Source organism: Stenotrophomonas maltophilia (assembly GCF_047497515.2).
In the GTDB taxonomy this organism is placed as follows: domain Bacteria; phylum Pseudomonadota; class Gammaproteobacteria; order Xanthomonadales; family Xanthomonadaceae; genus Stenotrophomonas.
This window is the reverse complement of sequence record NZ_JAXAXL020000023.1, coordinates 47767-59969: the sequence shown is the minus strand read 5'-3', so window position 1 is coordinate 59969 and position 12203 is coordinate 47767. Positions and strand designations below refer to the sequence as shown.

13 protein-coding genes are annotated in these 12203 nt (G+C 64.9%); 9 read left to right on the top strand and 4 right to left on the bottom strand.

What is annotated here, in order from left to right; all coding sequences use genetic code 11:
• Both ACMZPQ_RS21260 and ACMZPQ_RS21255 read left to right on the top strand, forming a co-directional pair.
• Positions 1-635, top strand: a 635-nt coding sequence (locus ACMZPQ_RS21260) for a hypothetical protein (RefSeq protein ID WP_495495859.1), incomplete at its 5' end; no start/stop codon positions are given.
• 68 nt (positions 636-703) lie between these two features.
• Complete coding sequence (locus ACMZPQ_RS21255; protein WP_197580958.1) at positions 704-1639, top strand: DUF6708 domain-containing protein; 936 nt, start codon at positions 704-706, stop codon at positions 1637-1639.
• Here ACMZPQ_RS21255 and ACMZPQ_RS21250 read toward each other — a convergent pair.
• Complete coding sequence (locus tag ACMZPQ_RS21250) at positions 1603-1806, bottom strand: hypothetical protein (RefSeq protein ID WP_197580960.1); 204 nt, start codon at positions 1804-1806, stop codon at positions 1603-1605. The two genes, ACMZPQ_RS21255 and ACMZPQ_RS21250, sit on opposite strands and share 37 nt — an antisense overlap.
• A 173-nt stretch (positions 1807-1979) precedes the next feature.
• Between ACMZPQ_RS21250 and ACMZPQ_RS21245 the strand changes: the two genes are divergently transcribed.
• Both ACMZPQ_RS21245 and ACMZPQ_RS21240 read left to right on the top strand, forming a co-directional pair.
• Positions 1980-2495: a hypothetical protein gene (locus ACMZPQ_RS21245; RefSeq protein ID WP_197580961.1), complete on the top strand. Its 516-nt coding sequence runs from the start codon at positions 1980-1982 to the stop codon at positions 2493-2495.
• A 128-nt stretch (positions 2496-2623) separates the two neighbouring features.
• Positions 2624-3505: a DUF6708 domain-containing protein gene (locus tag ACMZPQ_RS21240; RefSeq protein WP_197580962.1), complete on the top strand. Its 882-nt coding sequence runs from the start codon at positions 2624-2626 to the stop codon at positions 3503-3505.
• A 46-nt stretch (positions 3506-3551) separates the two neighbouring features.
• On the opposite strand, the gene ACMZPQ_RS21235 is transcribed toward ACMZPQ_RS21240, so the two are convergent.
• Positions 3552-4337 carry an AraC family transcriptional regulator gene (locus tag ACMZPQ_RS21235; RefSeq protein WP_197580963.1) on the bottom strand — a complete coding sequence of 262 codons (786 nt, stop codon included), beginning with the start codon at positions 4335-4337 and terminating at the stop codon, positions 3552-3554.
• A gap of 78 nt (positions 4338-4415) precedes the next feature.
• On the opposite strand from ACMZPQ_RS21235, the gene ACMZPQ_RS21230 reads away from it, so the two are divergent.
• Positions 4416-4670 carry a hypothetical protein gene (locus ACMZPQ_RS21230; protein WP_197580964.1) on the top strand — a complete coding sequence of 85 codons (255 nt, stop codon included), beginning with the start codon at positions 4416-4418 and terminating at the stop codon, positions 4668-4670.
• A gap of 74 nt (positions 4671-4744) precedes the next feature.
• Here ACMZPQ_RS21230 and ACMZPQ_RS21225 read toward each other — a convergent pair whose 3' ends face one another.
• Both ACMZPQ_RS21225 and ACMZPQ_RS21220 read right to left on the bottom strand, forming a co-directional pair.
• The gene (locus ACMZPQ_RS21225) at positions 4745-5746 is read right to left on the bottom strand and encodes an energy transducer TonB (protein ID WP_197580965.1); all 1002 of its coding nucleotides are present in this window, start codon (positions 5744-5746) and stop codon (positions 4745-4747) included.
• A 201-nt stretch (positions 5747-5947) separates the two neighbouring features.
• Positions 5948-6568, bottom strand: coding sequence for a TIGR00645 family protein (locus tag ACMZPQ_RS21220; protein WP_197580966.1), 621 nt, complete (start codon positions 6566-6568; stop codon positions 5948-5950).
• A 112-nt stretch (positions 6569-6680) separates the two neighbouring features.
• Here ACMZPQ_RS21220 and ACMZPQ_RS21215 point away from each other — a divergent pair, with 112 nt between their 5' ends.
• The 4 genes from ACMZPQ_RS21215 (at position 6681) to ACMZPQ_RS21200 (ending at position 12162) form a co-directional block, all read left to right on the top strand.
• Entirely contained in the window at positions 6681-7370 is a 690-nt protein-coding gene (locus ACMZPQ_RS21215; protein WP_197580967.1) for a glutathione binding-like protein, read from the top strand.
• Positions 7371-7528: 158 nt separating this feature from the next.
• Positions 7529-9754: a S9 family peptidase gene (locus ACMZPQ_RS21210; protein ID WP_197580968.1), complete on the top strand. Its 2226-nt coding sequence runs from the start codon at positions 7529-7531 to the stop codon at positions 9752-9754.
• A 25-nt stretch (positions 9755-9779) separates the two neighbouring features.
• Positions 9780-10295: a cytochrome c oxidase assembly factor Coa1 family protein gene (locus tag ACMZPQ_RS21205; RefSeq protein ID WP_197580969.1), complete on the top strand. Its 516-nt coding sequence runs from the start codon at positions 9780-9782 to the stop codon at positions 10293-10295.
• Between the two features lie 67 nt (positions 10296-10362).
• On the top strand, positions 10363-12162 hold the full coding sequence (locus ACMZPQ_RS21200) for a DUF885 domain-containing protein (protein ID WP_197580970.1): 1800 nt from the start codon (positions 10363-10365) through the stop codon (positions 12160-12162).
• Positions 12163-12203: the final 41 nt, after the last annotated feature.

Sequence of the window (12203 nt, the reverse complement as noted above, 5' to 3'; positions counted from 1 at the left end):
GCAGCTTCGCCAAGCTGGGTAACCCGTCGTTTGCCTATGGCACGGCCAGCCTGGTGTTCGCTTCGGCCAGCCTGTCTGAATTAAGCAGGCAATACAGCAAGGCACTGCCTCGTGAGCGCCCACTGTTGGGCGCGAACTTTGCCGCTGGCGTGGGTGCACTGCTGGGAGACTCGGCGATGCTGCTGGGCGAGATCGGATCGAAGTTGCCCTGGTTCTCGCAGAAGCTTGCCGAGCCGATGGGGCGATGGGCATTTCGTGCTAAGACTCGGGCGGCAGTTGTCTTCGCTGCAGGGCGGTGGTTGAGTGGGATTGCTGGCATGGTGCTGGGTGGGTTGACGGTCTACGAAGGCGCCAGGGACTTCAAGCTCGATGCCGTCTACGGCATTGGTATGATTACTGGAGGAATCGCCACGATGGTTGCTGCCGGGTTGTTGCTTTGGGGCGCGGCAATACCACTTGCACTGATACTGATGCTTGTCGCGGCTGTCGTGACGGTCGTCGTAGGGTGGTTCAAGCCTGATGAAATCGAGCGGTGGATGGACAGAACGATTCACTTTGGCGGCAATGATGCTGGCTCTTTCTCGACGGTTGAAGATCAACTGGCTTCGATGAAAAGTCTTCAGAGGTCCGCATAGTGCTTACAGGATGGCTGCCACGCTTCCCCGTTGGGCGACGGTTGAACCACCCGGAGCGCAGTTCGGAGTTGAGGCATGACATTCCGTCGCAGTTCTCGCCCGACGATGCATTCGGTCTGATTGCGATGAATTCGCAGTACATCGATTTCGTCGACAGGTCTTTCAAAGTAAAGGGTATGGCCGCGACGCTGTCCGCCTCGCTGATGGTCATCTTCTTTACTGGCGTAAACGTGAATTTGTTTATCCAGTCCTCTGAAATGAGGGAGGGGCTAGCGGGCCTATGGCCACATCTGTTGTTCATCACCGTAGTCGTCTTTGCGGCAAACTTCGTATGCTGGTGGATGGTTCTCAGAAAAGACATCTTCCAGTACACGCACTATCCGGTTCGCTTCAATCGCATCACCCGCAAGATCTACTTCTTCAGGCACAACGGGCCCGGCGGTGTGACTGTCGTGCCCTGGGGTTCGCCCTACGCCTTCTTTCACATCGGCCGGGGCGCGCAGAATCCTGAACTTCTTGATCTCCGCTGCCATCTGCTCGATCGCAATCAGCAGATACAACAGACCTTCACCATCGGCCACTTCTGGGAACATGAGGATGACATCCGCGAACCGTGGGCGCTGATCTGTCGCTACATGCAGGAAGGCCCGGAAAGCTGCTATGACGACCCGCTGGACCGGGTCATCACGCTCTCGTCGGATCCAACGATCCGCAACTGCTGGCTGATGGTCATCCTGATGATGGGCACCGCGCTGATGCCGTTGCGTACCAACCTGATGTTCCCGATCTATGGCGCGCTGGCGCTCTGCCGATGGCTGACCTTCAAGACCTGCCGCAAGCCGGTCTTCCCTCCCGAGATCGAGGCGGAGTGCGAGATCGATCCAGAGGATCCATATCGACTTCCAGAGCCTCGGTTCATGGCTGAATTTGCCAGCGATCCGGCCATCTACGCACGGGCGTTGGAGCGTCACAAGGAACGGATGATGTGGCGCCCGGAGAAGTAGTCGGTGTGGGCTTCGCCATTTGCGTTCAGATTGCTGTCGCGCAGGCTGCTGCCGTACCCGTGGATGTCCCAAGGGAAACGCTTCAAAATCGGCCTCGTTGCCCTGGTGGACAGCGACCAGTTGCGTCTTTTCAAGGCGCTGAATGCCAAGGCAGTGATCACCGGCACGTCGCGTCATGCCGAACTGGCGCGAACGCTGACGACCGTGGATATGTACGACGCGATGCGCGGCAGCTTCGCCAAGCTTGGCAACACCTCCTTCGCCTATGGCACGGCCAGCCTGGTGTTCGCTTCGGCCAGCCTGTCTGAATTAAGCAGGCAATACAGCAAGGCACTGCCGCGTGAGCGCTCACTGCTGGGCGCGAACTTTGCCGCTGGGCGGTGCGCTGGTGGGAGAATCGGCGATGCTGCTGGGCGAGATCGGATCGAAGTTGCCCTGGTTCTCGCAGAAGCTTGCCGAGCCGATGGGGCGATGGGCGGCCTATGCTCAGACTCGTGCAGAAGCCGTCTACGCGTCGGGGCGGTGGTTGAGTGGGATTGCTGGCATGGTGCTGGGTGGGCTGACGGTTTACGAAGGCGCGAGGGACATCAAACTGGCACCTGCGTATGGGATAGGCATGATTCTCGGAGGATCAATGGCCATCGCTTCAAGTATCCTTCTACTAGCAGGTGTTGCGCTTCCAGTTGCGATTATTCTCCTCCTGGTTGCGTCTGCCACGACCGTGGTCGTCGGTTGGATGAAGCCCGACGAAGTCGAGCGATGGATGGATAGGGCGCTACACTTCGGACTCAATCATGCAGGATTATTTGTAGACATCGAGGAGCAGTGCAGTGAGCTCGCGAGGTTGAGAATCTAGCCATGCTCACTGGTTGGTATCCCACATTCAAATGCGGGAGAGTATTGGCGCGCCGAGAAATTGAGAGCGAGCTGCGCGCTGACTCTTCGGTTGGCTACTCTCCGGATGACGCATTCGGAATTATCAGAATGAACTCGACATTCGTTGAGTTTGTTGAAAGGACCTTCAAACTCAAAGGAATGGCCGTCACGGCTATGTGCTCGGCATTCACCCTCTTTGAGATAGTTATCATGGCCTTCTCTTTTCATAGCCTTTACAGCCATCCAGCTATCTCTCTGGGAGAGAAGCTGGCTCTCAGCATTGCTATGGCCGCCGTGCTTGGTGGGCTGGGTGCCATGATGTGGATGTTGCTACTCCGCAAGGACCTCTTCCAGTACACCCACTACCCGGTTCGCTTCAATCGCGTCACCCGAAAGATCTACTTTTTCAGGCACAACGACGCTGGCGGCGTGACCGTCGTGCCTTGGGGTTCGCCTTACGCCTTCTTCCACATCGGCCGGGGTGCACAGAACCGTGAGCTGCGTGATCTCAGGTGTCACCTTCTTGACCGCAATCAGCAGATACAGCAGACCTACACCGTCGGACACTTCTGGCATCACGACGATCACATACTCGAGCAATGGGCGCTGATCTGCCGTTACATGCAGGACGGTCCGGAAGGCTGCTATGACGACCCGCTGGACCGGGTCATCACGCTCTCGTCGGATCCAACGCTCCGCAACTGCTGGCTGATGGTCATCCTGATGATGGGCACCGCGCTGATGCCGTTGCGTACCAACCTAATGTTCCCGATCTATGGCGCGCTGACGCTCTGCCGGTGGCTGACCTTCAAGACCTGCCGCAAACCGGTCTTCCCTCCCGAGATCGAGGCGGAGTGCGAGATCGATCCAGAGGATCCATATCGACTTCCAGAGCCTCGGTTCATGGCTGAATTTGCCAGCGATCCGGCTATCTACGCACGGGCGTTGGAGCGTCACAAGGAACGGATGATGTGGCGCCCGGAAAAGTAACGCGCCTGGCGTGGTCCGGCACTCCTACGATCCTCCATACCAAGCCTCACCCTGCACCATAGCGTGCCGGCGTCACCCCCATCTCGCGCTTGAACACGGTGATGAACGCACTGGGCGTGTCATAACCCATCGATAGCGCGACGCTGATCACCGGCTCGCCCGCCAGCAGGCGCGGCAACGCCAACAGGACGCGCAGACGTTGGCGCCACTGGCCGAACGGCATGCCTGTCTCGGCCAGCCAGCGGCGGGCCAGGCTGCGGTTGGATAAGCCGCTGGTGGCGGCCCAGTCATCGACGCTGCGGTTGTCATGCGGCGCGCGAGCCAGCGCGGCGGCGATCTGGCGCAGGCGGCGGTCGCGCGGTTGCGGCAGGGCCAACGGCAGTGGCGTACTGCGGGCGATCTCATCGGCGATCACCCCGGCCAGTCGCTCCTGCGCGGCATCCAACGGCCCATGGGGCCATTGCAGTGCACGTGCCGTCGCAGCCTGCAGCAGCGCGCTGGGCTGGAAAATGCGGGGAGTGGCGGGCAGTCCCCCGCAGGCCCCGGCACTGAAGTACAGGCTCCAGCCATCAAAGCTTGCGGTACTGGCCAACGCGTGCGGCAGCAGAGGCGGAATCCAGGCCATGTGGCCGGCGGGCAGCAACCAGTGCAGGTCGCCCACCTCGATCCGCAACAGGCCCTCATGCGCGCCCAACAGCTGTCCGCGGGCGTGCTGGTGGCGGCCGGTATGCCGCGGACCGCCCTGGCGCAGTTGTGCCGCCAGCAAGGCCGGTCCATTGACGGCATCGGCCAGGCCGGGGTCGATCAACGCGGTATGTGTCCGATTTGCCATATCAACTGGCAGTTATACGGGAGAATGGCCGTGGCCAAGGCCTGACACTGGACGCCACTCCACACCGGGCAACCCGTCATGCAGCCACACGACATCCTCCCTGATCACCAGAACGACGTGCAGGTGAACGGTCTTACCGTACGCAAGGGCAGCGTGGGCGCGTTCCTTGCCAATGCCCGCGCTTGGCAGGATCCGGCCAGCGATCCCGACACCCGGGCCACGGCCGGAGCGGACCTGCGTGCGCTGCTGCCGGGCCTGCACGCCTTGGGCCTGTTCCAGGTGCTGGTGGCACGCGATCCGGGCCTGCAGCGGCTGATCGACGCGGCAGCCTGAGAAGCACAAGGCCCGGACATGCCGGGCCTTGATCCATCGTCGCCGGGCGTGGCCCGGCGCTACCTCGACGTGCCTCAGTTGTTGCCGGGCGCGAACACCAGGGTGCGGCGGGTGGTGACCGGTGCGCTGACCGGTTCGAAACGCCAGCGCTTCACCGCGTTCAGGGCTTCGCGGTCGAACACGCGGCCCGGTGTTGCGCGCAATACGCGGGCGTTCACCACCGAGCCGTCGGTGCCGACGGTGATCTCCACCAGTACTTCGCCCGAGGTGCCCGAGCGCAGGGCCTCGCCCGGATAGCGCGGTGCCGGCGTACTGACCGGGCGCAGGGTGGGTGCGGCGGCCGCGGTTGCCTGGCGTGCGGCACTGGCCTGCTGGGCGGCGGCCTGCTGCTGCTTCTGCTCGGCTTCACGGCGGGCGGCGGCCTGGCGCTCGGCCTCCTGGCGTTCGTTGTCGCGGCGCGCGGCGTCCTGCTGCGCGGCAATCTGCTTGGCTGCGTCGGCCTCCTTGGCGCGCTGCTCGCTCAGGCGCTGCTGCTCGGTCTGCTGCTTGCTGCGGTCCTCGGCGTCTTTCTTCGCCTTCTCGGCTTCCGCTTCGGTGCGCTTGGCGGCGTTCTGCACGCCCTTGGCCAGGCCTTCCTTCAGGCGCGGCAGGGCCGGCGCGGACGCATCCACCTTTTCGATCAACGCCACCAGGCGCTGTGCTTCGGTGTAATCCTCGCGGCCCAGGTGCTGCTCGGCGGCAATCAGGGTGTAGGGCAGCAGGTCGGTCAGCGCGCTCTTCACCGAGGCGTCGTCCGGGGTCTTGTCGCGCAACGCCAGGTAGTACTCGATTGCGTTGTCGCCGGCCGGCGCATACATGCGGTTCTCGCGCAGGGCCTGGCTGGCCGATTCGCGCAGCTGTTCGGTGCCCATCGACTGTACCTTGGCGGCCACCACGGGTGCGGCCTGCGCGGCCGCCGGTGCAGGGGCGGCGGCGGGTGCTGCGGATTCTTCCTTGCCCGAGCAGGCGGCCAGTGCCAGTGCCAGCGCAACCGGCAGCCACCGGCGCGCGGCGGTGATCGTTGAGACGTGCGACATCCTGCTCCCCTCTAAGAAGACGACGTGACGTAAATCATTGATATGCATGGCCGGGACCTGCGGTCCGGGCGCGGCAGGGTGACGTTTCCCGACGCCACCGCCGGCAACGGCGAGGGTGCAATCTAGCATCCCGGCCACCGCCACGCACAAGGGGCGGGGCCAGGACGGGCAACGGCGACGGTGCCGTTGCCCGCGCACGCATCAGTGGTCGTGCGCCTTGTCGTGGGGCTTGCTGTGGCTGTTGGACATCAGCTTGTCGGTCCAGGCGATGCCGATCGCCGACAGGATGAACACGCAGTGGATGATGGTCTGCCACAGCACACCGTCAGGGGTCAGCATCGAGCAGCGGGCGATCCCGATGTTGGCGGCGGCCACGCTCATCTGTTCCGGCGTGCACAGCGGGATGCCATTCAGCGCGCCACTGGCGATGAAGGTCTTCAGCAGGTGGATCGAGGAGATGCCGATGATCGCCATCGCCAGCTTCACCTTCAGCACGCTGGCGTTGACGTGGCTCAGCCATTCCGGCTGGTCGGGGTGGCCTTCCAGGCGCAGGCGCGAGACGAAGGTCTCGTAGCCGCCGACGATCACCATCACCAGCAGGTTGGAGATCATCACCACGTCGATCAGGCCCAGCACGATCAGCATGATCTGCTGTTCGCCCATCGAGACCGAGTGCGAGATCAGGTGCCACAGTTCCTTGCCGAACAGGAACACATAGACGCACTGCGCCACGATCAGGCCCAGGTACAGCGGCAGCTGCAGCCAGCGCGAGGCGAAGATCAGGGTGGACAGGGGGGAGAGCGGCGGTCGGTTTGCACTCATGCGGGGGATGCTGCGTTTCGGGGGAGTGGCGAGGTTACTGGCCCGCCATGACGGTGCCAAGCCAACTCACGCACTAGACTTCAGGTTCCTTTCCGCATCCCGAGCCGCCGCCATGATCGACCTGTATTACTGGCCCACCCCGAACGGCCACAAAGTGACCCTGCTGCTGGAGGAAGCCGGCCTGGAGTACCGCATCCACCCGGTCAACATCGGCTCGGGCGACCAGTTCAAGCCGGAATTCCTGGCGATCTCGCCCAACAACAAGATGCCGGCCATCGTCGACCACGCCCCGGCCGATGGGGGCGCCCCGCAGAGCGTGTTCGAGTCCGGCGCGATCCTGTTGTACCTGGCCGAGAAGACCGGCCAGTTCCTGCCCAGCGACGCGCGCGGCCGCGTCACCACCCTGGAGTGGCTGTTCTGGCAGATGGCGGGGCTGGGCCCGATGAGCGGCCAGATGGGCCACTTCAACGTGTACGCACCGGAGAAGATCCCGTACGCCATCGAGCGCTACGACAGCGAGGTGCGCCGCTTGCACGGAGTGATGGACAAGCGCCTGGCCCAGCACGCCTTCCTGGCCGGTGACGACTACACCATCGCCGACATGGCCAGCTATCCGTGGATCGGCGCCTACGACAAGATCCCGGTCGATTTTGCCGCCTTCCCCAACCTCAAGCGCTGGCATGAAGCGATTGCCGCGCGCCCGGCCACTCAGCGCGCCTATGCCCTGCGCCAGCAGGTGAACCCAAACGCCGGCAAGCCGCTCAGCGACGAAGAACGCAAGCACCTGTTCGGCCAGCGCTGACCCAGTACGGTGGGTGCCGACCGTTGGTCGGCACTCCTTGCCGGCACTCCTTATGGGCAAAAGGTCATGCTGCCTTCCCGCACGGGCTTGGTTAGGATGGGGGACGACCGCCGCGCGCCCACCGCGCGCAGCGGACCTGCCGTTTGCCGGGATACTTCATGCGCCACCTGTTCGCTTCGCTCGCCCTCATGCTCGCCACCACGACCGCCGCCCACGCTGAAAAGCTGACCCTGGAAGCCATCACCGGCCCGCTGCCGTTGTCCGGCCCGACCCTGATGAAGCCCAAGGTGGCGCCGGACGGTTCGCAGGTCAGTTTCCTGCGTGGCAAGGACAGCGACCGCAACCAGCTGGACCTGTGGACCTATGACATCGGCAGCGGCCAGACCCGGCTGCTGGTCGATTCCAAGGTGGTGCTGCCGGGCACCGAGACCCTCAGCGATGAGGAAAAGGCCCGCCGCGAGCGCCAGCGCATCGCCGCGATGACCGGCATCGTCGACTACCAGTGGTCGCCGGACGCGCAGCGCCTGCTGTTCCCGCTGGGCGGCGAACTGTATCTCTACGACCTCAAGCAGCAGGGCCAGGCCGCGGTACGCCAGCTGACCCATGGCGAAGGTTTCGCCACCGACGCCAAGCTGTCGCCGAAGGGCGGCTTCGTCAGCTTCATCCGTGGCCGCAACCTGTGGGTGATCGACCTGGCCAGCGGCAAGCAGGTGCAGCTGACCCGCGACGGCAGCACCACCATCGGCAACGGCGTGGCCGAATTCGTCGCCGATGAAGAGATGGACCGCCACACCGGCTACTGGTGGGCGCCGGACGATTCGGCCATCGCCTTTGCCCGCATCGATGAATCGCCGGTGCCGGTACAGAAGCGCTATGAGGTCTATGCCGATCGCACCGATGTGATCGAGCAGCGCTATCCGGCCGCGGGCGATGCCAACGTGCAGGTGAAGCTGGGCGTCATTTCGCCCACCGAGCAGGCACAGGCGCAGTGGATCGACCTGGGCAAGGAGCAGGACATCTACCTGGCCCGCGTCGACTGGCGCGATGCGCAGCACCTGAGCTTCCAGCGCCAGTCGCGTGACCAGAAGCAGTTGGACCTGGTCGAGGTCGCCCTCGCTGCCAACACCCAGCGCGTGCTCGTCCACGAAACCAGCCCGACCTGGGTGCCGCTGCACAACAGCCTGCGCTTCCTGCAAGACGGCAGCGTGCTGTGGTCGTCCGAGCGCACCGGCTTCCAGCACCTGTACCGCATCGACAGCAAGGGCAAGGCCACCGCGCTGACCCGCGGCAACTGGCCGGTGGACGAACTGCTGGCGGTCGACGAGAAGGCCGGCAAGGCCTACTTCCGCGCCGGCATCGAGACCTCGCGCGAAAGCCAGATCTACGCGGTGTCGCTGCAGGGCGGCGAGCCGCAGCGGCTGTCGAAGGCGCCGGGCATGCACAGCGCCAGCTTCGCCCGCAATGCCAGCGTGTATGTCGACAGCTGGTCCAACAGCAGCACGCCGCCGCAGATCGAGCTGTTCCGTGCCAATGGCGAGAAAATCGCCACCCTGCTCGAGAACGATCTGGCCGATCCCAAGCATCCGTATGCGCGCTACCGTGACGCGCAGCGCCCGATCGAGTTCGGCACGCTGACCGCTGCTGACGGCAAGACCGCGCTGAACTACAGCCTGATCAAGCCGGCCGGCTTCGATCCGTCCAAGCGCTACCCGGTGGCGGTGTACGTCTATGGTGGTCCGGCCAGCCAGACCGTCACCGACAGCTGGCCCGGCCGCGGTGATCACCTGTTCAACCAGTACCTGGCCCAGCAGGGCTACGTGGTGTTCTCGCTGGACAACCGCGGCACCCCGCGTCGTGGCCGTGACTTCGGTGGCGCGCTGTACGGCAAGCAGGGCACGGTGGAAGTGACCGACCAGCTGCGCGGCGTGGCGTGGCTGAAGCAGCAGCCGTGGGTCGACCCGGCACGCATCGGCGTGCAGGGCTGGTCCAACGGCGGCTACATGACCCTGATGCTGCTGGCCAAGGCCTCGAACCAGTACGCCTGTGGCGTGGCCGGTGCGCCGGTGACCGACTGGGGCCTGTACGACAGCCACTACACCGAACGCTACATGGACCTGCCGGCGCGCAATGAAGCCGGCTACCGCGAAGCGCGCGTGCTGACCCATATCGAGGGCCTGCGTTCGCCGCTGCTGCTGATCCACGGCATGGCGGACGACAACGTGCTGTTCACCAACTCGACCAGCCTGATGAGCGCGCTGCAGAAGCGTGCCCAGCCGTTCGAGCTGATGACCTACCCGGGTGCCAAGCATGGCCTGTCCGGTGCCGATGCGCTGCATCGCTACCGCGTCGCCGAAGCCTTCCTGGGACGCTGCCTGAAACCCTGACAGACACACGGGAAGGAGCCCGCCGATGACCCTGCCACCACCGATTCCCGCCCATGGCCCGTCGTCTTCCGGCTGGTGGCGCCGCCACTGGCGCTGGGCGATGCCGCTGGCGGTGGTGCTGGTGATGGGGGTGGCCGCTGGCGCGGTGACCTGGAGCGTGCTGCGCTGGAGCGAGGCCGCACGCGAAAGCCCGCCGATGCGCGAAGCACTGCGTCGCGCCGGCTGCAGCATCGAGTTGGTGGAAGCCTTCGGTGAACCGTTGCAGGCCGAATCGATGCCGCTGGGCAGCATGCAGACCGCCATCAATGGCCAGCGCGATGTCGGCCTGACCGTGGCACTGGAAGGCCCGCACGCGCACGGCCGCTTGTTCGTGAAGGGCACCCGCAGCGACGACGTGTGGGACTACCCGGTGATGTATGTGCTGGCCGAAGACAAGCAGACCTTCGACCTGACCGCGCTGGACGATGACGAGGCCGCGCACGAATGCGCACTTCAGGCATGCCGTGATCGCGGCGAGTGCCCGATGACCGCGGCGTTGTGACCTCCGGCCGATTGTCGCCATCGCCATGAGCGCGTAGGGTGCGGACAACCCTTTGCTGGAGTGTTCCATGAAGCCGATCGCGTTGGCCGTTGCCCTGGCGCTGAGCGCCGCCCCGCTGCTGTCCGCACCGACAGCCCTGGCCGCACCCGCCGCAAAGGCCGCCAGCCCGGCCAGCCCGGCCTGGGTCGCCCGCAGCAATGCGCTGGCGCAGATCCTGCTCGACGCCCAGGGCCCGTTCCAGCCGGAGGAAACCGGCTTCTTCGGCGTGCCCGGCTATGACGACAAGGTGGCCGACCTCGGCCCGGACAACGGCAAGCGCTACCGTGCCGCGATGGCCAAGGCCCGCGACGAACTGAAGGCGAAGCTGGCCACCGAGCAGGATCCCAATGTCCGCCAGGACCTGGAGATCATGATCCACGCCGCCAACCAGAACATCGAAGGCAGCGAGCTCAACGAGAAGTACCTGCTGCCGTGGAGCGACGCACCGCAGACGGTGTTCAGCGGCCTCAACCTGCTGCTGTCCGACCAGGTCCCGGCCGAGCGCCGCGCCAAGGCGATCGACCGCCTCAAGGCCTATGCCGGCCTGCAGCCGGGTGGCACTCCTTTCACCACGCTGGCCCGCCAGCGCTACCAGGAGCGACTGAAGGACAGCACGCTGCTGCAGCCGACGAAGATCGAAGTGCAGCAGTCGCTGGACAACGTCGAGACCTACATCACCGGCATCGAGTCGCTGCTGAAGAAGTACCAGATCGCTGGTGCCGACGAGGCGATGAAGACCCTGGCCGGGCAGATGAAGGACTATGCGGCCTGGACCCGCACCGAGGTGCTGCCGAAGGCACGTGCCGATGCGCGCCTGCCGGCGCCGCTGTACGCCTATCAGCTCAAGCAGGTCGGCATCGACATCGACCCGAAACTGCTGATGCAGCGCGCGCAGCTGGAGTTCATGGAAACCCGTTCGGCGATGCAGCAGCTGGCGCCGCTGGTGGTGAAGGACAAGGGCCTGAAGGTGGCCGATCCGAGCGACCCGGTGGCGGTGATCCGTGCGCTGAAGGCCGACAAGATCGCCGACGATCATCTGGAAGGCCACTACCGCAAGGTGATCGATGCGATCGACCCGTTGATCCGCGAGCACGCCATCGTCGACGTGCCCAAGCGCGCGATGCAGATGCGCCTGGGCTCGGCCGCCGAGAGCGCGGCCAGCCCGGCACCGCATTTCCTGCCGGCGCCGCTGGTCAACAACACCGGGCAGCAGGGCACCTTCGTGCTGCCGCTGGGCAACCCGGCCGCGGGCCCGGGCGCGCAGTACGATGATTTCAACTTCGGCGCGGCGGCGTGGACGCTGAGCGCGCATGAAGGACGCCCGGGCCACGAGCTGCAGTTCACTGCGATGGTCGAGCGCGGCATCTCGCTGGCGCGCACCATGTTCGCCTTCAATTCGGTGAACGTGGAAGGCTGGGCGCTGTACGCGGAAGCCGAGATGGTGCCGTACGAGCCGCTGGACGGGCAGATGATCGCGCTGCAGTTCCGCCTGCTGCGCGCCGCACGCGCGATGCTCGACCCGATGCTCAACCTCGGCCTGACCGACCGTGCCAACGGCGAGCGCGTGCTGATGGAGCAGGTCGGCCTGTCCAAGGCGATGGCCACCCAGGAGCTGGACCGCTACATGGTGCGCATGCCGGGCCAGGCAGGCAGCTACTTCTACGGCTACACCCGCATCCTGGAACTGCGCATGCAGACCGAGCTGGCACTGGGCGCGAAGTTCGACCGCCTGGCGTTCAACAACTTCCTGCTGGACCAGGGCCTGCTGCCGCCGGACCAGCTGGCCGACGCCGTGAACAAGGTGTTCGTGCCGAAGTACAAGCGCTGAGCATCGCCCGGTAGTGCCGGCCGCTGGCCGGCATTGCCTGG

Excerpts from the sequence above, each read along its gene's own strand:
- ACMZPQ_RS21240 (WP_197580962.1), top strand. The coding sequence starts at position 2,624 with ATGAACTCGACATTCGTTGAGTTTGTTGAAAGGACCTTCAAACTCAAA.
- ACMZPQ_RS21235 (WP_197580963.1), bottom strand. The coding sequence starts at position 4,337 with ATGGCAAATCGGACACATACCGCGTTGATCGACCCCGGCCTGGCCGAT.
- ACMZPQ_RS21230 (WP_197580964.1), top strand. The coding sequence starts at position 4,416 with ATGCAGCCACACGACATCCTCCCTGATCACCAGAACGACGTGCAGGTG.
- ACMZPQ_RS21225 (WP_197580965.1), bottom strand. The coding sequence starts at position 5,746 with ATGTCGCACGTCTCAACGATCACCGCCGCGCGCCGGTGGCTGCCGGTT.
- ACMZPQ_RS21220 (WP_197580966.1), bottom strand. The coding sequence starts at position 6,568 with ATGAGTGCAAACCGACCGCCGCTCTCCCCCCTGTCCACCCTGATCTTC.
- ACMZPQ_RS21215 (WP_197580967.1), top strand. The coding sequence starts at position 6,681 with ATGATCGACCTGTATTACTGGCCCACCCCGAACGGCCACAAAGTGACC.
- ACMZPQ_RS21210 (WP_197580968.1), top strand. The coding sequence starts at position 7,529 with ATGCGCCACCTGTTCGCTTCGCTCGCCCTCATGCTCGCCACCACGACC.
- ACMZPQ_RS21205 (WP_197580969.1), top strand. The coding sequence starts at position 9,780 with ATGACCCTGCCACCACCGATTCCCGCCCATGGCCCGTCGTCTTCCGGC.
- ACMZPQ_RS21200 (WP_197580970.1), top strand. The coding sequence starts at position 10,363 with ATGAAGCCGATCGCGTTGGCCGTTGCCCTGGCGCTGAGCGCCGCCCCG.